General features: G+C 69.4%; 16 protein-coding genes. 6 read left to right on the forward strand and 10 right to left on the reverse strand.

All coding sequences use genetic code 11. The features are described from left to right. Positions 1–61: 61 nt before the first annotated feature. On the forward strand, positions 62–904 hold the full coding sequence (locus tag C4F17_RS24505; RefSeq protein ID WP_106936994.1) for an oxidoreductase: 843 nt from the start codon (positions 62–64) through the stop codon (positions 902–904). Between the two features lie 76 nt (positions 905–980). After that, positions 981–1,361, forward strand: coding sequence for an HAD family hydrolase (locus C4F17_RS24510; RefSeq protein WP_159053709.1), 381 nt, complete (start codon positions 981–983; stop codon positions 1,359–1,361). Positions 1,362–1,380: 19 nt separating this feature from the next. Here C4F17_RS24510 and tam read toward each other — a convergent pair whose 3' ends face one another. Beyond that, on the reverse strand, positions 1,381–2,145 hold the full coding sequence (tam, locus tag C4F17_RS24515) for a trans-aconitate 2-methyltransferase (RefSeq protein WP_106936996.1): 765 nt from the start codon (positions 2,143–2,145) through the stop codon (positions 1,381–1,383). Positions 2,146–2,237: 92 nt separating this feature from the next. Between tam and C4F17_RS24520 the strand changes: the two genes are divergently transcribed. Continuing rightward, on the forward strand, positions 2,238–3,149 hold the full coding sequence (locus tag C4F17_RS24520; RefSeq protein WP_106936997.1) for a LysR family transcriptional regulator: 912 nt from the start codon (positions 2,238–2,240) through the stop codon (positions 3,147–3,149). 12 nt (positions 3,150–3,161) lie between these two features. Here C4F17_RS24520 and C4F17_RS24525 read toward each other — a convergent pair whose 3' ends face one another. The 7 genes from C4F17_RS24525 to C4F17_RS24555 all read right to left on the reverse strand — a co-directional run bounded on the left by C4F17_RS24525 (position 3,162) and on the right by C4F17_RS24555 (position 13,205). Then, positions 3,162–6,287 (reverse strand): efflux RND transporter permease subunit, encoded by a 3,126-nt coding sequence (locus C4F17_RS24525; protein ID WP_106937692.1) that lies wholly within the window; start codon positions 6,285–6,287, stop codon positions 3,162–3,164. A gap of 13 nt (positions 6,288–6,300) precedes the next feature. Then, positions 6,301–7,455: an efflux RND transporter periplasmic adaptor subunit gene (locus tag C4F17_RS24530; protein WP_106936998.1), complete on the reverse strand. Its 1,155-nt coding sequence runs from the start codon at positions 7,453–7,455 to the stop codon at positions 6,301–6,303. 236 nt (positions 7,456–7,691) lie between these two features. Next, positions 7,692–8,234, reverse strand: coding sequence for an Rrf2 family transcriptional regulator (locus C4F17_RS24535; protein ID WP_081267887.1), 543 nt, complete (start codon positions 8,232–8,234; stop codon positions 7,692–7,694). Between the two features lie 28 nt (positions 8,235–8,262). Beyond that, positions 8,263–8,958, reverse strand: coding sequence for a Bax inhibitor-1/YccA family protein (locus tag C4F17_RS24540; RefSeq protein ID WP_106936999.1), 696 nt, complete (start codon positions 8,956–8,958; stop codon positions 8,263–8,265). A 189-nt stretch (positions 8,959–9,147) separates the two neighbouring features. Further along, complete coding sequence (locus C4F17_RS24545; RefSeq protein ID WP_234382365.1) at positions 9,148–9,552, reverse strand: hypothetical protein; 405 nt, start codon at positions 9,550–9,552, stop codon at positions 9,148–9,150. A gap of 79 nt (positions 9,553–9,631) precedes the next feature. Beyond that, positions 9,632–11,854: a YccS family putative transporter gene (gene yccS, locus C4F17_RS24550; protein WP_106937694.1), complete on the reverse strand. Its 2,223-nt coding sequence runs from the start codon at positions 11,852–11,854 to the stop codon at positions 9,632–9,634. 34 nt (positions 11,855–11,888) lie between these two features. Beyond that, the gene (locus C4F17_RS24555; protein WP_106937000.1) at positions 11,889–13,205 is read right to left on the reverse strand and encodes an NUDIX domain-containing protein; all 1,317 of its coding nucleotides are present in this window, start codon (positions 13,203–13,205) and stop codon (positions 11,889–11,891) included. Between the two features lie 130 nt (positions 13,206–13,335). Between C4F17_RS24555 and C4F17_RS24560 the strand changes: the two genes are divergently transcribed. Beyond that, complete coding sequence (locus C4F17_RS24560) at positions 13,336–14,553, forward strand: acyl-CoA dehydrogenase family protein (protein WP_106937001.1); 1,218 nt, start codon at positions 13,336–13,338, stop codon at positions 14,551–14,553. A 33-nt stretch (positions 14,554–14,586) separates the two neighbouring features. On the opposite strand, the gene C4F17_RS24565 is transcribed toward C4F17_RS24560, so the two are convergent. After that, positions 14,587–15,285, reverse strand: coding sequence for a response regulator (locus tag C4F17_RS24565; protein ID WP_106937002.1), 699 nt, complete (start codon positions 15,283–15,285; stop codon positions 14,587–14,589). Continuing rightward, positions 15,282–16,844, reverse strand: a complete 1,563-nt coding sequence (locus tag C4F17_RS24570; RefSeq protein WP_106937003.1) for an ATP-binding protein — start codon at positions 16,842–16,844, stop codon at positions 15,282–15,284. Before C4F17_RS24570 ends, C4F17_RS24565 begins: the two co-directional genes overlap by 4 nt. A 159-nt stretch (positions 16,845–17,003) precedes the next feature. Between C4F17_RS24570 and C4F17_RS32900 the strand changes: the two genes are divergently transcribed. Beyond that, positions 17,004–17,165, forward strand: coding sequence for a hypothetical protein (locus C4F17_RS32900; RefSeq protein ID WP_155742487.1), 162 nt, complete (start codon positions 17,004–17,006; stop codon positions 17,163–17,165). Beyond that, positions 17,162–18,013 carry an intradiol ring-cleavage dioxygenase gene (locus tag C4F17_RS24575; RefSeq protein ID WP_106937004.1) on the forward strand — a complete coding sequence of 284 codons (852 nt, stop codon included), beginning with the start codon at positions 17,162–17,164 and terminating at the stop codon, positions 18,011–18,013. Before C4F17_RS32900 ends, C4F17_RS24575 begins: the two co-directional genes overlap by 4 nt. The last annotated feature ends 15 nt before the right edge of the window (positions 18,014–18,028 follow it).

The following is an 18,028-nucleotide window of genomic DNA, read 5'->3' on the forward strand; positions in this document are numbered from 1 at the left end:
GGGCATTCCTGTTGCAGGCCCCGTTTCATAGCATGAGGCATCCATTTCTCAAGGAGCCCACATGGCTGCATCTTCCTCCAGGACATTCCTCATCACCGGCGTCAGCTCGGGCTTTGGTGACGCCTTCGCGCGGGCTGCGCTCGCGGACGGCCACGTCGTCGTCGGCACCGTGCGAGGCGAGGCTGCGCGCGGCGCCTTCGAAGCACTCGCCCCTGGCCGCGCCCATGCCGTGATGCTCGACGTGACCGACTTCGACGCCATCGAGCCGCTTGTAGCCGCCGTCATGCAACGGGTCGGGCCTATCGACGTACTCGTGAACAACGCGGGCTACGGCCACGAGGGCACGCTCGAGGAATCCGGCCTCGATGCGATGCGTCGCCAGTTCGACGTCAACGTCTTCGGCGCCGTAGCCATGACCAAGGCCGTCCTGCCGTCAATGCGCGAGCGCCGCAGCGGGCATATCGTCAACATCACTTCGATGGGCGGCTTCATCACGATGCCCGGCATCGCGTATTACTGCGGCAGCAAGTTCGCGCTCGAAGGTATTTCGGAAGTGCTGGCCAAGGAAGTCGCAGGCTTCGGCGTGAAGGTGACCGCGGTTGCGCCAGGCTCCTTTCGCACCGATTGGGCCGGGCGTTCGATGGTGCGCACGGAACGCACGCTGCCCGACTACGACGCGCTGTTCGAACCGATCCGCAAGGCGCGCCAGGAGAAAGACGGCAAGCAGGCGGGCGACCCCGCCAAAGCCGCGCAAGCCTTGCTGCGCATCGTGGCCGACGAGAACCCGCCAGTGCATCTGTTGCTCGGCAGGGACGCGCTCCGGTTGGTACGGGACAAGCTGGCGGTCATGTCGAGCGAGATCGATGCGTGGGAACTGCTGTCGGCCTCGACGGACCACGACTGACGGCTTCGACGAAGCGCTTCTCGATGTGCTGAAGTCCTGGGATCGCGTGGCGCACAAGCCGTCCATTCTCCAAGCCATGCTGTCCATCCTGCCGCACACCGATGTGCAGGAGGCAATAAGCGCTGTGAGGTCGAGCGGAAAGCGGTGCTACATCGCCAGCAACCAGCAGGCCCTGCGTGCGAGGTTCATGTCGACCGAACTGGGCTATGCGTCGATGTTCGATGGAGAGTTGTACTCATGCGCGCTGGGTGCCGCGAAACCCAGCATGCTCCACTTCGAGCGAGCATTGAAGGCGGTTGGCGCCGATGCAAGCACGACGCTGTTCATCGACGACAGGCTCGAGAATGTGGAAGGAGCCCGCCGGGCCGGGCTGCACGCCTTCCTGTACGACGGGCGCAGTGGAGCCGCCGTGCTGAAGTCCCATCTGCGCAAGTTCGGTGTCTTGGCGCCACAGTGAGCGCCAGCCCTGAGACGCGTCAGCGCGTCGCAACGATGAAGAGCCGCGGAAACGGCAGCAGCACGCTGCCGTCCTTCAGCGCCGGATAGGCCTTCGCGACGGCTGCCAGGTAGCTCGCGAGAAAGCCCGCCTGCTGCTCCGCGTCGAGCAGCCCAAGGTACGGCCGCAACGCCGAGCCCTTGAACCATTCGACCACCGCCGGCGCGCCACCCGCCAGCGGGTGGTAGTAGGTGGTGCGCCACACGTCCACGCGGCTGCAATGCGGTTGCAGCATCTCGTAGTAGTCGATGGCGCCGTGCCGCGCCGGGTGGCGCACGTCGCCGATGCGGTCGGCCCAGCGCGGGTCTTTCGCTGTTTCGCGGGCGAGCCGGTGCGCGGGTTCTTCGAGGTTGTCGGGCGTCTGGATCGCGAGGTTGCCGCCGGGCGCGAGCTGCTGCGCCAGCCGGGGGTAGAGCGTGGCGTGGTCGGGCAGCCATTGCAGCGAGGCGTTGGCCAGGATCACGTCGACCGGCTGCGCGGGCCGCCAGGTGGCGATGTCGGCCACCTCGAAGTTCACGCCGGGCATGCGCTTGCGTGCGGCCTGGATCATGTCGTCGGAGCTGTCCATGCCGCTGACCAGCGCGCCGGGAAAGCGTTGCGCCAGCACTTCGGTGGAGTTGCCGGGGCCGCAGCCCAGGTCGACGGCGCTGCGCACTTCGCGCTGCGGCAGGGCGGCCACGAGGTCGCGCACGGGGCGGGTGCGTTCTTCTTCGAAGGCTGAATATTGCTTGGCTGACCAGGTCATCGCGGGGTTCCTTTGCTGTTCTGGCGGCGAGTCTGCCGAGCAGGGAGCGCTACGTAAAATGAATTTATTCTGCCCATTGATTCATAAATCTGATGAAGATCGACATCCTCGGCATCCAGGCTTTCGTGGCCATTGCCGACGAAGGCAGCTTCCAGGCAGCGGCCGGCGCGCTCAACGTCACGCAGACCGCCATCACGCAGCGGCTGCGCAAGCTCGAGGACTTCCTGGGCGTGGCGCTGGTGGAGCGCACCACGCGCTCGGTGGCGCTCACCACCATCGGCCGCGACTTCGTGCCGCGCGCGCGGCGGCTGCTGGTGGAACTGGCCGATTCGCTGCTCGAGATCCGCGAGACCGGCAAGGCGGAGCGCGGCGACGTGTCGATCGCCTGCGTGCCCACGGCGGGCGTGCAGTTCCTGCCGCGCATCATGCAGGCCTATTCGGCCAGGCATCCGCACAACCGCATCAAGATACTGGACCACTCGTCATCGGCGGTGGCGAATGCGGTGCTGCACCGCGAGGTCGAGTTCGGCATCGGCATGGCGGGCGCGCACGCGCCGGAGCTGCAGAGCGTGCCGCTGATCGAGGACGAATACGTGCTCATCTGCCACGAGGCGCATCCGCTGGCGCAGCGCAAGCGCATCGCCTGGCGCCAGCTCGAACCGCACCCGCTGATCTTCGCGGGCCACGCAAGCGAGAACCGGCCGCTGCTCGACCTGGCGCTGGGCGCGGCCGCCGCCAACCTGAAGCCCTTCTACGAAGTGCAGCGCAGCTCGACGGCAGTGGGGCTGGTCGCCGAGCGCGTGGCGGCCGCCGTGGTGCCGCGGCTTGCGCTGCAGAAAGGCGCCTACCCCACGCTGCGGATCGTCGAGCTCACGGAGCCCAAGGTGTCGCGCACGCTGGTGCTGATGACGCGCAAGACGGCGCGGCTCTCGCCGGCCGCGCAGGCGCTGTATGACCTGATCGAGGCGCAGGCCTCGGTGGCGACCGCTCCGCGCCGGCGCTGACGGCACGGTTGCTCAGGCCGCCTGTTTCGTCCCCAGCCTGCTTCTGCCCCAGCGCCCCGCCAGCCGCTTCACCAGCAGGTAGAACAGCGGCACGAAGAAGATGCCCAGCGCGGTGGCCGTCAGCACGCCGCCGAACACGCCGGTGCCGATGGCCACCTGGCTCGCGGAGCCCGCGCCCGTGGCCAGCGCCAGCGGCACCACGCCGGCCAGGAAGGCCAGCGAGGTCATCAGGATCGGCCGCAGCCGCAGGCGCGCGCCCTCGGCCACCGCGTCGAGCAGCGGCACGCCGCGGCGCAGCGCCGCTTCCGCGAACTCGATGATCAGGATCGCGTTCTTGGCCGACAGCCCGATGGTCGCGAGCAGGCCGACCTGGAAGTAGATGTCGTTCGACAGCCCGCGCAGCGACGCGGCAATCACCGCGCCCAGCACGCCCAGCGGAATCACCAGCATCACCGAGAACGGCACCGACCAGCTTTCGTACAGCGCGGCCAGGCACAGGAACACCACGAGGATCGACACCGCGAACAGCAGCGGCGCCTGCCCGCCCGACAGGCGCTCCTGGTAGGACAGCCCGCTCCATGCGTGGCCGGTGCCCGCCTGCTTCCTGGCGATGGCCTCGACCGCAGACATGGCCGTGCCGGAGCTCGTGCCCTGCGCGGCCGCGCCCTGGATCTGCACCGCGGGCAGGCCGTTGTAGCGCTCCAGCTGCGACGCGCCCTGCGACCAGCGCGTGGTGGCGAAGGCCGAGAACGGCGTCATCGCGCCGGTGCTGCCGCGCACGAACCACTGGCCCATGTCCTCGGGGGCCGAGCGGTAGGGCGCGTCGGCCTGCACGTACACGCGCTTCACGCGGCCGCGGTCGATGAAGTCGTTGACGTAGTTGCCGCCCCAGGCAATGCCCAGCGTGGTGTTCACGTCGTCCAGCGACAGCCGCAGCGCCGACGCCTTGACCTGGTCAATGTCGACCTGCAGCTGCGGCGTGTTGGCGATGCTGTTGGCGCGCACCGACTGCAGGCGCCTGTCCTTGTTGGCGTCGCGCACCAGCGCCTCGCGCTTGTGCACCAGCTTGTCGGGGCCCATGCCGGAGGTGTCCTGCAGCCAGAACTCGAAGCCGTTGGACTGGCCCAGGCCCTCGATGGGCGGCGGCACCATGCCGTAGACCTCGGCGTCGCGCTGCTGCTTCGAGAGCGCGGCGCTCGCGCGCTCGACGATGGCGTGCGCACGCTTTTCCGGGTCCTTGCGCTGCGACCAGTCCTTGAGCGAGACGAAGGCCATGCCCGTGTGCTGCCCCGAGCCGGCATAGCTCCAGCCCGCCAGCGTGAAGATGGTGTCGGTGGTGTCCTTCTCGGTTTCCAGGAAGTGCTTCTCGACCGCCCTGTTCACGGCGTCGGTGCGGCTCTGCGTGGCGCCGGCCGGCAGCGAGACCTGCACCATCACGCTGCCCTGGTCTTCCTCCGGCAGGAAACCGCCAGGCAGGCCCAGGTACAGCAGGCCCATGCCCGCCACGATGGCGGCATACACGGCGGTGAAGCGCAGCGGCTTGCGCAGCATGCGGCCCAGCAGCCCCACATAGCGGCCCTGCGCGGCGTCGAAGCGCCGGTTGAACGCACCGAGGAAACCGCGCGTGCGCGGCGGCACGCCCGGCTTCAGGAAGCGTGCGCACAGCGCCGGGATCAGCACGATGGCCACCAACACCGACAGCGCCATCGACGCGATGATCGTCACCGAGAACTGCCGGTAGATCACGCCCACCGAGCCGCCGAAGAAGGTCATCGGCAGGAACACCGCCGACACCACCACCGCAATGCCCACCAGCGCGCCGGTGATCTCCTTCATCGACTTGATGGTGGCGGCCTTCGCGTCGAGCCCTTCCTCGTGCATGACGCGCTCGACGTTCTCCACCACCACGATGGCGTCGTCCACCAGCAGGCCGATGGCCAGCACCATGCCGAACAGCGTGAGCACGTTGATCGAATAGCCGAAGGCCGCCAGCACGCCGAAGGTGCCCAGCAGCACCACCGGCACGGTGATGGCCGGGATCACGGTGGCGCGCCAGTTCTGCAGGAACAGGAACATCACCACCACCACCAGCGCGATGGCCTCCAGGAGCGTCTTGAGCACCGACTGGATCGAGATCTTCACGAAGCGCGTGGTGTCCTCCGCATAGGCCACGCGCAGGCCGGCGGGCAGCGAGGGCTCCATTTCGGCGATGCGCGCCTTCACCGCCCTGGCGGTGGTCAGCGCATTGGCGCCGGGCGCCAGCATGATGGCCGCGCCGGCTGCGGGGTGGCCGTTCAGGCGCGTGGTTTCAGCGTACGACTCGTTGCCGATTTCCACGCGCGCCACGTCGCCCAGCCGCACCACGGCGCCGTCGGCCTGGGTCTTGAGCACGATGCCGCGGAACTGCTCGGGCGTCTGCAGCCGCGAGAGCGCGGTCACGGTCGCGTTGAGCTGCTGGCCGGCGGGCGACGGCCGCGCGCCGATCTCGCCGACCGACACCTGCGTGTTCTGCGCGGTGATGGCGGCGGTGATGTCCGACGGCATCAGCTGGTAGCTCGCCAGCCGGTGCGGGTCGAGCCAGATGCGCATCGCATACGCCGCGCCGAAGGCCTGCACCGAGCCCACGCCGTCGACGCGGCTCACCGGGTCGCGCAGGTTGCTGGCCATCCAGTCGGCCACGTCGGTGTCGGTGCGGCGGTCGGTCGCGTCGTAGAGCGCCACGATCAGCAGGAAGTTGTTCTGCGACTTGTAGACCGTCACGCCCTGTTGCTGCACCGCCTGCGGCAGCCGGCTGGTGGCCTGGCTGACCTTGTTCTGCACCTGCACCTGCGCGGTGTCGGGGTCGATGCCCTGGCGGAAGGTGATGCTGATGTCGGCATAGCCGGCCGAGCTGCTCGTCGACTTGAAGTACAGCAGGCCGTCGATGCCCTTGAGCTGCTGCTCGAGCACCTGCGTCACGCTGTTCTCCACCGCCTGCGCCGATGCGCCGGGGTAGTTGGCCGAGACGACGACGGTGGGCGGCGCGATGTCCGGGTACTGCGAAACCGGCAGCGTGCGTATGGCCACGCCGCCCGCCAGCATGATGAGGATGGCGATGACCCATGCGAACACGGGCCGGTGGATGAAGAAATTCGCGATCACGTCGGGTTGCTCAATCTGCGGAAGAAGCCGTGGCGGTGTTCGCGGCCGTCACCGGTACCGGCTTCACCTTGGCTCCGGGCTGGGCGCGCTGCAGCCCGTCGACCACCAGGCGGTCGCCTTCGCGCAGGCCCTTGCTCACGATCCACTGGTCGCCCGTGGTGGTGCGCAGCTCCAGTGCGCGCAACTCGACCTTGTCGCCCGCGCCGACCACCAGGGCGGTGGGCTCGCCTTTCTCGTTGCGTGCCACGCCGCGCTGCGGCGCGAGGATGGCCTGCCGCTCCACGCCGGACTCGACCTGCGCGCGCACGTACATGCCGGGCAGCAGCAACCCCTGCGGGTTCGGGAACTCCGCGCGCAGCGTGACCGAGCCCGTGGCCGGATCGACCGCGACTTCGGAGAACTTCATGGTGCCCGTGTGCGAATAGGGCAGGCCGTCTTCCATGCGCAGGCCGACCTGCGCGCTGGCGGGCGCCATGTCGCCGGAGATGAAGCGGCGCTTGAGCCGCGTCAGATCCAGGCTCGACTGCACCACGTCGACATAGATCGGGTCCAGCCGCTGGATGGTGGCCAGCGCCACCGTCTGGCCCGGCGCCACCAGCGCGCCTTCGGTCACGCTGGAGCGCCCGATGCGTCCCGCGATGGGCGCGGTGATGCGGGTGAAGCCGAGGTTGATGCGCGCCGCCTTCACCGCCGCTTGCGCGGCCTTCACGCCGGCCTCTGCCTGCACCAGCGCGGCCTGCGCCTCCTCGTGCTCCTGGCGGCTCACCGCATTGGCCTTGACCAGTTCGCCGAAGCGCCCGGCCTTGCCCCGCAGGCTCGCGATGCCGGCCTGCGAGGTGGCGAGCGCGGCCTGGGCCTGTTCGTGCGCGGCCTCGAAGGGGCCGGGCTCGATCTCATAAAGCACCTGGCCCGCGCGGACCATGCTGCCTTCCTCGAACAGGCGCTTGCGCACGATGCCGTTGACCTGCGGCCGCACTTCGGACACGCGGAAAGCGGCGGTGCGGCCCGCCAGTTCGGTGTGCACCGGTACGTCGGTGGCACGCAGCGTGACCACGCCGACTTCGGGCGGCGGCGTGTCGGCGGTGGCGGGAGGCTGCTTGGCGCCGCATGCGGCGAGCACGAGCACGGAAAGCAGCGAAAGCGAAAACAGGAGCTTGGAGGTCATGGCCGTCGAGAAACGCGTTTCGGCGCGAGCCGGAGTCGTCCGGGTCGCGCGGGTGTGATTTGCACAAAGTTGGTGCATTGTGCCGCTCGTGTTGCGTCGCAACATGAAGAATTCCTTAGCCTTCCAAGGGCTGAAACCAACGACAAAAAGCCCATGCAGGCACGAGCCCGCCGCCACGTCGATCCGTGGCGGCGGGCCCTGCCGCATGGGCCGCTATGGCGGTGGCTGGCTTGGAGCTAGCTGGCGCTCTGCTGGCGCCGTCCCAGTGCGAACACCGAGTTCGGCGCGTCGACGACGAAAGGCTTGCGCGCGGCCGGCTGGCCGGCCGGCGTGCGCCGGCTGTCGGTCCGCACGGCGGCCTGGACGCCCTTGGCCTTCTGTTCGTCGACCAGGCTTTGCAGCGAGATCGACTTGAGGAACTCGACCGCCCGCAGGTTCACGGTGGCCCAGAGTTCGTCGATTTCGCAGCGGCCGGGTTCGCCAGGCGCGTCGGCGCCGCGCTGGCGGTTGGATTCGGCATCGTGTTCCTCGATCGAGAGGACGATGTCGGCCACGGAAATATCCGCAGCCTTCCGGCTCAGAGAATACCCGCCGCCCGGGCCCCGTGTCGACTCGACCAGGTCGTTGCGGCGCAGCTTGCCGAACAGCAGCTCCAGGTAGGACAGCGAGACGCGCTGGCGCATGCTGATCGACGCCAGCGTGACCGGACCCGAGCGTCCGTGCAAGGCGATGTCGATCATCGCCGTGACCGCGAAGCGGCCCTTGGTGGTGAGGCGCATGGGGAGTTCCTTTCCTTCCTGGGTGGTGTTATTCGTCCCGGCCGCCGGCGATGCCTAGCAGGGCCAGCAGCGACTGGAACACGTTGTAGATGCTGAGGTAGACGCCCAGCGTGGCGGAGATGTAGTTGGTCTCCAGGCCGTCCTTCACGCGCTTGAGGTCGTGCAGGATGAAGGCCGAGAAGATGCCGATGGCCAGCACCGACAGCGTCATCATCAGCGCGCTCGACTTCAGGAAGAAGTTGGCGATGCCCGCCACCAGCAGCAGGATGGCGCCGATGAAGAGCCACTTGCCCATGCCCGACAGGTCGCGCTTGATGACCGACGACAGCGTCGCCATGCCCAGGAAGATCGCGCCGGTACCGGCGAAGGCCGTCATGACCAGGCTGGCGCCGTTCTGCAGGCCGAGCACGGTGCCGACCAGGCGCGACAGCATCAGGCCCATGAAGAAGGTGAAGGCCAGCAGCACCGGCACGCCGGCGGCGGATTCCTTGGTTTTCTCGATGGCGTACATGAAGCCGAAGGCGCCGCCGAGGAACACCATCAGGCCGATGCCCGGCGACATGGCGCGCGAGAAGCCGGTGGAAACGCCGATCCAGGCGCCGAGAACGGTGGGCAGCATCGACAGCGCGAGCAGCCAGTAGGTGTTGCGCAGGACGCGGTTGCGTTCCTGGGACGAGGCCAGCGGCAGGTCGGTGCTGGCGTAGACGGGAGGGCTGTTGTTCATTGTGATGATTCCTTGATGCTTGTTGGACGACCGGCGCCGTGCGGTGCGAATTGGCGTGCGCAGCGGCGAACGGCCGAAAAAAACGAAATTGCTGTCTGGGCGATGCCGGGTGCCGCCGATTGGGCGGCAGGCCCGGATCAGGGGAGGCGGGAGCCGTGGCGGCTCCCGGTCGCGCAGGGCCTTGCGGCCTCAGGCGACGAAGAGCGCGGCGCGGGGTGGCCGCTTGGGCCGGGCGAGGAACGGCGAGACCGTGGTGGTCAGGCCGAGCTTGGGTGGCTGCTCCGAAAGAAGGAGCGGCAGGGGAATGTCGTTGCGGGCGTCGACCAGCTCGGCGTGTTCGGAGCCGGCTTCATCGAGCGAATTGGCATCGTCGGGTGCCGGGTCGGCATCGGCGACCAGGGCCTTGCCGTCGGAAAGGGCGCCGTCGGCCAGCGATGCGGCGGCGACGAGCGTCTTGGAGGTCAGGGTGGTTTGCGAGGACTGCGCCTGCTGGGCATGCGAATGGCCGGCACCGATCATGTTGTGGGCAAGCACGGCAAAACCGTAGCAGGACAACATGATGGCAAGGACAGTAGCGGCAAACCAGCGGTACATGAAGGGGTAATTTTACCTGCCGCGCCAGGGGCTGTCCGGCGCGGCCACTTTCAACCGACCTGATCGCACGGATGCTCCCTCAGGCAGGCGCGGTCGGCGTTTCGCTGCCCGAGGGCTGCAGCCATTCGCTTGCGTGGGTGCGCAAGGCATCGATCTGCAGCCATATCAGAGCCAGTTCGGTGTGGAAAGTTCGCGCCTGCGGGTTCGATTCGCCGCCGGCGGCCGCTGCCGCCTGGGCCAGCGCGGCGCGCGCGGCCTGCTCGGCCGCGGTGTCGCGCGGCCCGTCCACCGAGCCGCTGTCCAGCCCCGCCGCCAGCGCCTCGAGTGCCGCGATGGCGCCTTCCGCCGAGCTGCGCAGCACCGCCATCTGTGCCGAATCGGGCAGCGCCGCGCGGTGCGCGCCCAGCGCCGAGAGATAGCTCAGCAGCGTGTGCGAGCGGATCAGGAAGCGCAGCGCCACGCCCGCGCGCGGCCGCACGTAGCCCGGTTCGCGGAACATGTCGGACACCGCGGTGGACAGCGCCGCGTCGGCGTTGTGGTCGTTGCGGCGGGCCAGCCGGTAGTCGAGGTGGTCGCGCGCGCCGGTGCGGTACTGCTCGACGATCTGCCGCAGGTAGCCCGCGTGGCCGCGCATGGCCGTGGCCGCCAGTTCGTTGATGCGGCGCGCCTGCCAGTGCGGCAGCACCAGCAGCACCGCCAGCCCGGCGATCGCGCTGCCGATGGCGGTGTCAACCAGCCGCGGCACCAGCAGCACGCCGCTGTCGCCGACCTGGTTGAAGCACATCAGCACCAGCAGCGTCATCGACGCGGTGGCCAGCAGGTAGCGCGTGGTGCGGGTCGCGAAGAACACCACGCCCGCCGCCACCGCTATGACCGACTGCACCAGCGGCTGGGGAAACAGCTGCAGCAGCGCCCAGCCCGCCACCACGCCCAGCGCCGTGCCCGCAATGCGCTGGCCCATGCGTGCGATGGTGTCGCCGTAACTCTGCTGGCAGACGAACAGCGTGGTCAGCAATATCCAGTAGCCCTGCGCCGGATGGATGACCTGCATCACGCCGTAGCCCGCCACCAGCGCGATCGACAGCCGCAGCGCATGGCGGAACAGCGGCGAGCGCACCGTGAGTTGCCGCCGCACGCGTTCCACGGCGTCGCGCCATGAACGCGGCGAGCGGTCGAACAGGCCCATCTCGGTACGGCCGGCGCGCGCCGAAGGCTGGCTTGCGCCCGCCAGTTGCCCGTCGAGCTGCGCGAGGTTGCGCGCCAGCGCCTCGACCGACGCGAGCAGCACCAGCCGCTCGGGCGTGGCGGCCCGCGCGCGCTCATGTTCGATGGCGCTGCGCAGGTCGGCCAGCGCCAGCACGGTCTCGGTTCCGGTGTCGAAGGGCTCGCGCCGCGCGATCGATTCGGACAGCCGCAGGCACGCCAGACCCTGCAGGCCCAGCACGCGCTGGCAGCGGTAGAGCAGGTCGCTGTGGAAGAAGGCGTCGGCCAGCGCGTTGTAGTCGTCGTGCGAGGAGCTGGCGCGCTCGTGCACGTCCTGCGCGATCAGGTAGAGGCCGCGGTAGCGCGAGATGCGCCCGGTCGGCGCCCGCGCGCCGATGCGGCGGAAGATGCTTTCCTTGGCCGCGTTGAGCTCGCTCACCACCTCGGCATTGAGCTGCGCGAGCGCGAGCCGCTTGCGCTCTATGTCGATGCCGCGCAGCGGCTCGAACAGCGAGGCCTTGAAGCGCACGTAGTTGCCCAGCACCGTGAACAGCGTCACCAGCCGTGCCTGCACCGGCTGCGCCGGAAAGGCCGCGCACCAGAGCACCGAGAACACGCCGTACCAGGCCGCGCCGGCCAGCAGCAACAGCGGCTCGCGGCCACGGTGGACCGTGGTTCCGTGCGAGCTCATGTTCTCGATGCCGAGCGTGGCGTACATCCCCAGGATCAGCGTGGCATAGGCGATGGCCTTGTAGCGTGCCTCCACGGCCCCCAGCATCGTGAGGCAGAAGGCCGCGAGCGCGAGCCCGGTGATGAACAGCCACGGCAGGCCGAACAGCGCCTCCACCGCGAACGCCGTCGCCGCGAAGCAGGCCAGCGTGACGATCTGCGCGCGAAGCCGGCCGCGCCAGCTGTCGTCGGTCTCGGCGAGCGCGCTGGCGATGGCGCCGAGGAACAACGGGATCACCGCGTCGGGATGGCCGGTGTAGCCGCAGGCGGCCATCAGGCTGCCGAGCGTGAGCAGGATGCGCAGCGGCTGCGCGCGGGAAGCAAAAGACCGCAGCCGCTGGCGCAGCGCGTCGGGAGACAGGGGAAGCATGGCGCGATCTTGCACGATGCATGCCACGGGATTCTTACGTCACGGCGTGGCGGCGCAGGAATCCGTGGCGTGGGGCGATCCAGTCGGCCGTGCTGGCGGCGGTGGTGGCGGTGCCGGTGAACAGCGTGCCGTCTTCGGCCAGCAGGAATTGCAGGCCCCCGGCGCCGTTCAGCACCTGCAGCGTGGCGCCGCCGAGGTCGAGCGATTCGCCGGGCGCGGGTTGCAGCACGGATGCTTCGGGCCACGCTTCGCGCACCGCGTCTTCCAGCGGCAGCGCCTGTGTCGACCAGATCCGGCGCACATGGCCCGGCGCGGCATTGCGCAGCGCCGCGATGTGCGCGGGGCTCGCCGGCGAAGGGTCGATCAGCACGCAGTCGCCGCCTTCGATGCCAGCGAAATAGCTGTGCGGCAGCGCGCCAGTCGCATCGGCCGGCCCCGTGACGCGCCAGACCCGTGGCGACAGCCGCATCACCAGCCCGGTCTCCAGCGCATAGCGCCCGCCGCCCTGGCCGTCGGGGTCGACGCGCCCGACCTCGTCATATGCCGGCTCTTCCATGTTCACAGGCCGCCGTCCCTGTGGGCCGTCCGCGAGCCGGGGCATGACGCGCGGAATGTGCTTCAGCCCGCGCGCATGGTCCATGAGTTCCCGCACGCTCGAGAACTGCGCGAGCTGTTCGAGGATGCGCCGCGTCACGTTCATCAGCTTGAGTCCGCGCGCCGGGGAAACGGCATCGGCAGGCTGCAGCCACAGGTGCTCGACCGTCTCGCGGCCGTCGGGCCGCACCGTCTGCGCGTCGGGCATCGATGCCAGGAAGAAGCGCGTGTCGAAGCGGCGCGGCATGCCCGGCGGCGTGAGCCAGTGCGTGAAGTACGCGAGCCGGTCCACCGCCAGCTGCCAGCCGTGGGCTTCGCACATCGCAACCAGCGCGTCGGTGCCTTGTTCCGCTGCATGGCGCATGGCCGAAAGCTGCCCGGCCGGCATGCCGTCGAGCGCCACCAGCCGGCCCGGGCTCGCCTTGTCCGTCGCGAACAGCAGGCCGGCCTCCTCGAAGCATTCGCGGATCGCGGCCGCGTAGTAGTCGAGGCCGCCTTCGGGCACCGCGAGGCGCGCGCTCGCGGCGGCATCGTCGAGCCCGCTGCACTGCGCGTGAAGGCTGCGGTCGTGCGCATCGATCACGCCTCCGGGGAACACGCTCGCGCCGCTGTTCTGGTCGTCGGCCTTCTCGGCGCGGCGCAGCATCAGCACCTCGAGTCCGTGCGTGCCGTCGCGCAGCACGATGAGCGTGGCCGCGTTGCGCACGGGGCGCAACGCGGCGGGTTTTTGCCGTGTCTCGTTGTTCTGGGTGTTCATGGGCCGTCATTCTCGCGCCGGCCGGCCGCTGGCACACAGGTGACAGCCGCACCGCGCGGCTGTCGCGCGAAGGACCGTGCGAAACCCGCTGCGCCGCTTAACTTCAATGCACTTTGTTGAAGGACGCCTGATGCATTTCGAATTCACACCGAAGGTGATCGCGCTGCGCGACGAGTTGTTGAAGTTCATGGACGAACACGTCTACCCGAACGAAAAACGCCGTGAAGAAGAGCTGGCCGCCAACGCCCGCGCCGGCCGTCCCTATGCCGAGCTGCCGATGATGGCCGGCCTCAAGGCCAAGGCGCGCGAGCGCGGGCTGTGGAACCTTTTCCTGCCCGAGGCCGAGCACGGCCCGGGCCTGACCAACGTCGAGTACGCGCCGCTGTGCGAGATCATGGGCCGGCGCTACTGGTGCGCCGAGATCTTCAACTGCTCCGCGCCCGACACCGGCAACATGGAAGTGCTGGCGCGCTACGGCACCAAGGCCCAGCAGGAGCGCTGGCTCACGCCGCTGCTGGCCGGGGAGATCCGCTCGTCGTTCGCGATGACCGAGCCCGAAGTGGCATCGAGCGACGCCACCAACATCCGCTGCAGCATCCGCCGCGAAGGCGACGAGTACGTCATCAACGGCCGCAAGTGGTACATCACCGGTGCCATGCACGAGCGCTGCGAGATCTTCGTGCTGATGGGCAAGACCGACCCGGACAACGCCGACCGCCACAAACAGCAGTCGATGATCCTGGTGCCGAAGAACACGCCCGGCGTGACCATCGTGCGCGACATGCAATTGCTCGGCATGTACGACCCGCCCTTCGGCCACCCCGAGATCGTGTTCGACAACGTGCGCGTGCCGGTGGAGAACATCCTGCTCGGCGAAGGCCGCGGCTTCGAGATCGCGCAGGGCCGCCTCGGCCCCGGCCGCATCCACCACTGCATGCGTGCCATCGGCATGGCCGAGTCGGCGCTGGAGATGATGTGCCAGCGGCTGGTGTCCCGCACCGCGTTCCACAAGCCGCTGTCGGAGCAGGGCGTGTGGCGCGAGCGCATTGCCGAGTCGCGCATGCTCATCGAGCAGTCGCGCTGGATGGTGCTCAACGCCGCCTACCGCATGGACACCGTGGGCAACAAGGTCGCCGCGAAGGAGATCGCGATGATCAAGGTGCTCACGCCCAACAACTGCGTGAAGGTGATCGACTGGGCCATGCAGGCCTTCGGCGCGATGGGCCTGAGCCAGGACACGCTGCTCACCCACTTCTACGCCTACGAGCGCCACCTGCGCGTGGCCGACGGCCCCGACGAGGTGCACCGCAACGCCATCGCCAAGCAGGAGCTGGCGGCGTACCGGTAAGGCAGCGGCGAGCGGCGGGAAGATGTCCGGCGCTCAGGCCGGAACGGGCGCTTCCCAGGCAAAGCCCACGCCGTACACCGACCGGATCCAGTCATGCTCCGGCGTCACCGCGCCGAGCTTGCGGCGCAGGTTCTTCACGTGGCTGTCGATGGCGCGCTCGGTCACGTCCACGGTGTCGTCGTAGGCCAGCTCCAGCAGCCGCGCGCGCGAGAAGATGCGGCCCGGGTGCCGCGACAGCACCTGCAGCAGCCCGAACTCGCGCCGCGTGAGGTTCAGCGGCGTGCCTTCGAGCGACGCGCGCCAGTGCACGTCGTCCATCACCAGGCCCGGCGCATCGTTCTGCGCAGAGCCCTGGCCGGGCATGTTGCCGGGCGCGGTGCGCCGCAGCACGGCGCGCACGCGCGCCACCAGTTCGCGCGGCGAGAAGGGCTTGCACACGTAGTCGTCGGCGCCGAGCTCCAGGCCCAGCAGGCGGTCGACCTCTTCGATGCGCGCGGTGAGCATGATGATCGGATGCGCGGTGTGTTCGCGCGCGCGGCGCAGCACCTCGATGCCGTCCAGCCGCGGCAGCATGATGTCGAGCAGCGTGAGGTCGGGCGGCGTGGCCACGATGCTCTCGAGCGCGCTCTGCCCGTCGGTGAAGTGCGTGGTCTCGTAGCCGGCATGGCGCAGGTAGTCCTGCACCACGGAGGCGATGTCGGTTTCGTCTTCGACGATGACGATGCGTGTCATGAGGAGGTGGCCAGTGGCAGGGTGATGGTCACGCGCAGCCCGCCGAGCGGCGATGCCGACGCTTCGATGGTGCCGCCGTGCGCCTCGATGGTCGCGCGGCAGATCGACAGGCCGAGCCCGGAGCCGCCGAGCTCGCGGCTGCGCGAGGTCTCGCCGCGGAACAGCCGGTCGAACAGGCGCGGCAGTTCCTCGTCGGGCACGCCGGGCGTGCTGTCGTCGAACAGCAGCGTGAGGCAGTTGCCCGTGCGGGCGCCTTCGACGATCACGTCCAGCCGCAGCTCGCCGCCTTCGTCGGTGTAGGCCAGCGTGTTCTCCAGCAGGTTCATGAACACCTGGTGCAGCCGGTGCGCGTTGCCTTCGATCACGGGCTGCGCCGGGCCCGCGACACGGTCGACCGCATGCCGGTCGACCTCGATGCCGCGCTTGGCGAAGCGGTCGCGCGTGTGGTCCAGCGCCTCTTTCAGCAACGACAGCGGGAACACCGTGGTCATCTGCAGGTCGCCCTGCGGCTCGCGCATGCTGCTGCGCAGGTCGTCGACCAGCTGGCCGAGGCGTATGACCTGGCGGTGCAGCCGCAGCGCCGTGCGCTCGTCGAAGGTGCGAACGCCGTCCTGCAGCGCCTCGATCTCGGCGCGCATGGCGGCCAGCGGCGTGCGCAGTTCATGCGCCGCGTCTGCCAGCCAGGCGCGGCGCGAGGCCTCGACGGTGTCCAGGCGCTGCGCCATGTCGTTGAAGGTCTTGCCCAGCAGGGCGAGCTCGTCCGAGCCCTGCACCGCGACGCGGGTGGACAGCCGGCCGCGCGCCACGTCCTGCGCGGCCTGGGTGAGTTCGTCGATCGGCCTGAACCAGCGTCGCGCGAGCAGCCACGACAGCACCAGCGCAAAGCCCAGGCCGCACAGGCCGGTGAGCACGATCACGCCCGACTGGCGCGCGACGAAGGCGCGGTCGGCCTCGCTTTCCAGCCCCTCCAGCGGGGCGAGCGCGAGGTAGCCGACGACCGACTTGTTGTGCCGGATCGGCATGCGCGCGGCGTTCGCCATGTCGATGTCGGCGCCCACCACCCGCTTGCCGCCCGCGTCCAGCACCGCCAGGCGCTGGAAGATGGAGTCGTGCATGCCGCGCGGGTCCGGAAACACCCAGGGCGGCGGTGCGCCGAGCATGCGGCGCGGCATCAGGTCGAGCTGCGGCGGCGGGCCGCCGCCCGGGCCGCCGTCCGGCGGCGGTTCGGGGCGCATGGCGCGGTATTCGTACCAGGGCGGCAGCCGCCGCTCGTCGCCGCTGGCGGCGGTGCTGTCGAGCAGGCTGGCGAAGCGGCCCATCTGCAGGCGCTGCCAGGCGTCGTCGTTGTCGCGCAGGTGCTTCCAGTCGCCGTTGGCCACGTAGTTCTTGAGCACCAGCTGCGCAAGCCAGTCCATGCGCCGGATCTCGATCTCGGCCACGTAGGAGCCCAGGCCCCGCTGCAGCGCAACGATCGACAGCCCCGCGAAGCTGATGAGCAGCACGATCAGCAGGGCGGCCAGCGCCAGGAAGATCTTGCGGGAGAGGGTCAGTTGCGGCATGGGCAAGGCAAGGGCATGGCCGCATTCTGCGGCACGCCTGGCGGAGGAGAGAAGAAGGGGTGGCAAGCCGATGATGCGGGCGGAATTTGGAGGAAATTGGGAGGAATTCCGGCCGGGCTTCTCCATCTTTCCTCCCAGATGGGGCCGCAGCATAGGGCCATGAATCCGGAACCGAGCCTTGCGCTGCTGGGTGCGATCACCTTGTTCCTGGGCCTCGTAGCCCCGGCATGGTGGCTGCTGGTCCGCTGGGCCGAGGGCCGCGCGACGCGGCCGTCCGGCGCACGGCCCGCCGGCCCCACCGAGCACGAGCAAGAACAATGACCCACCACGACACATCCTCCATCGGCCGCCGCGGCCTGCTGGCCACCCTCGGCGCCGCCACGCTGGCTGCCGCCTCCAGCCGTCCCGCGGAGGCCGCCACGCCAAGGCTGCCGCTGACCGCGCAGACCACCGAGGGCCCCTACTACCTCGACGTGGCGCAGGTCCGACGCGACATCACCGAAGGGCTCCAGGGCGTGCCGCTGGACGTGCGCTTCACCGTGTGCGATGCGGCGGGCAAGCCGCTGCCCGGGCTGCGCGTGGACATCTGGCATTGCGACGCGCAGGGCCGCTACTCGGGCTTCCCGGCGCAGGGCGACGACCGCTCGGGCGCCTTCGAAGGCAAGACCTTCCTGCGCGGCAGCCAGTTCACCGGCCGCGACGGCGCCGCCGCCTTCGCCACCGTCTATCCGGGCTGGTACGCGGGGCGCACCACCCACATCCACATGAAGGTGTTCAAAGGAACCCGCGCCGTGCTCACCTCGCAGTTCTTCCTGCCCGATGCGCTCAGCGAGTTTCTCTACACGCAGGTCCCGCTCTACCAGCGATCCCGCGTGCGCGACACGCTCAACAGCGTCGACGGCATCGCCCTGCGGGCCGGTGACACGGTGCTGGGCGCGGTGCGAGAGGAGCGCCAGCGCTATGTGGCCACGCTCGCGCTGGTGGTCGACCCGGCCGCCGACCCGGTGGTGGACCGTCCGCCCCGCCCGGGCGCCATGCCGCCACCGCAAGGCGCGCAAGGCACGCCCGGGATGCCGGCCATGGGCGTCGGTGGAAGGCCCGTGCACCCCCGCGCACTGGAAGGCGCCGCGCGCATCAAGGCGCTGGTGCCGCCTCGCACCACGGGCTGAACTCGGCGTTCATTG

Origin of the sequence: Variovorax sp. PMC12, from assembly GCF_003019815.1 — a bacterium.
Classification (GTDB): domain Bacteria; phylum Pseudomonadota; class Gammaproteobacteria; order Burkholderiales; family Burkholderiaceae_C; genus Variovorax.

Excerpts from the sequence above, each read along its gene's own strand:
- C4F17_RS24540 (WP_106936999.1), bottom strand. The coding sequence starts at position 8,958 with ATGAACAACAGCCCTCCCGTCTACGCCAGCACCGACCTGCCGCTGGCC.
- C4F17_RS24575 (WP_106937004.1), top strand. The coding sequence starts at position 17,162 with ATGACCCACCACGACACATCCTCCATCGGCCGCCGCGGCCTGCTGGCC.
- C4F17_RS32900 (WP_155742487.1), top strand. The coding sequence starts at position 17,004 with ATGAATCCGGAACCGAGCCTTGCGCTGCTGGGTGCGATCACCTTGTTC.
- C4F17_RS24520 (WP_106936997.1), top strand. The coding sequence starts at position 2,238 with ATGAAGATCGACATCCTCGGCATCCAGGCTTTCGTGGCCATTGCCGAC.
- C4F17_RS24535 (WP_081267887.1), bottom strand. The coding sequence starts at position 8,234 with ATGCGCCTCACCACCAAGGGCCGCTTCGCGGTCACGGCGATGATCGAC.
- C4F17_RS24505 (WP_106936994.1), top strand. The coding sequence starts at position 62 with ATGGCTGCATCTTCCTCCAGGACATTCCTCATCACCGGCGTCAGCTCG.
- C4F17_RS24560 (WP_106937001.1), top strand. The coding sequence starts at position 13,336 with ATGCATTTCGAATTCACACCGAAGGTGATCGCGCTGCGCGACGAGTTG.
- C4F17_RS24510 (WP_159053709.1), top strand. The coding sequence starts at position 981 with ATGCTGTCCATCCTGCCGCACACCGATGTGCAGGAGGCAATAAGCGCT.
- C4F17_RS24565 (WP_106937002.1), bottom strand. The coding sequence starts at position 15,285 with ATGACACGCATCGTCATCGTCGAAGACGAAACCGACATCGCCTCCGTG.
- C4F17_RS24530 (WP_106936998.1), bottom strand. The coding sequence starts at position 7,455 with ATGACCTCCAAGCTCCTGTTTTCGCTTTCGCTGCTTTCCGTGCTCGTG.
- yccS (WP_106937694.1), bottom strand. The coding sequence starts at position 11,854 with ATGCTTCCCCTGTCTCCCGACGCGCTGCGCCAGCGGCTGCGGTCTTTT.
- C4F17_RS24555 (WP_106937000.1), bottom strand. The coding sequence starts at position 13,205 with ATGAACACCCAGAACAACGAGACACGGCAAAAACCCGCCGCGTTGCGC.
- C4F17_RS24570 (WP_106937003.1), bottom strand. The coding sequence starts at position 16,844 with ATGCCGCAACTGACCCTCTCCCGCAAGATCTTCCTGGCGCTGGCCGCC.
- tam (WP_106936996.1), bottom strand. The coding sequence starts at position 2,145 with ATGACCTGGTCAGCCAAGCAATATTCAGCCTTCGAAGAAGAACGCACC.
- C4F17_RS24545 (WP_234382365.1), bottom strand. The coding sequence starts at position 9,552 with ATGTACCGCTGGTTTGCCGCTACTGTCCTTGCCATCATGTTGTCCTGC.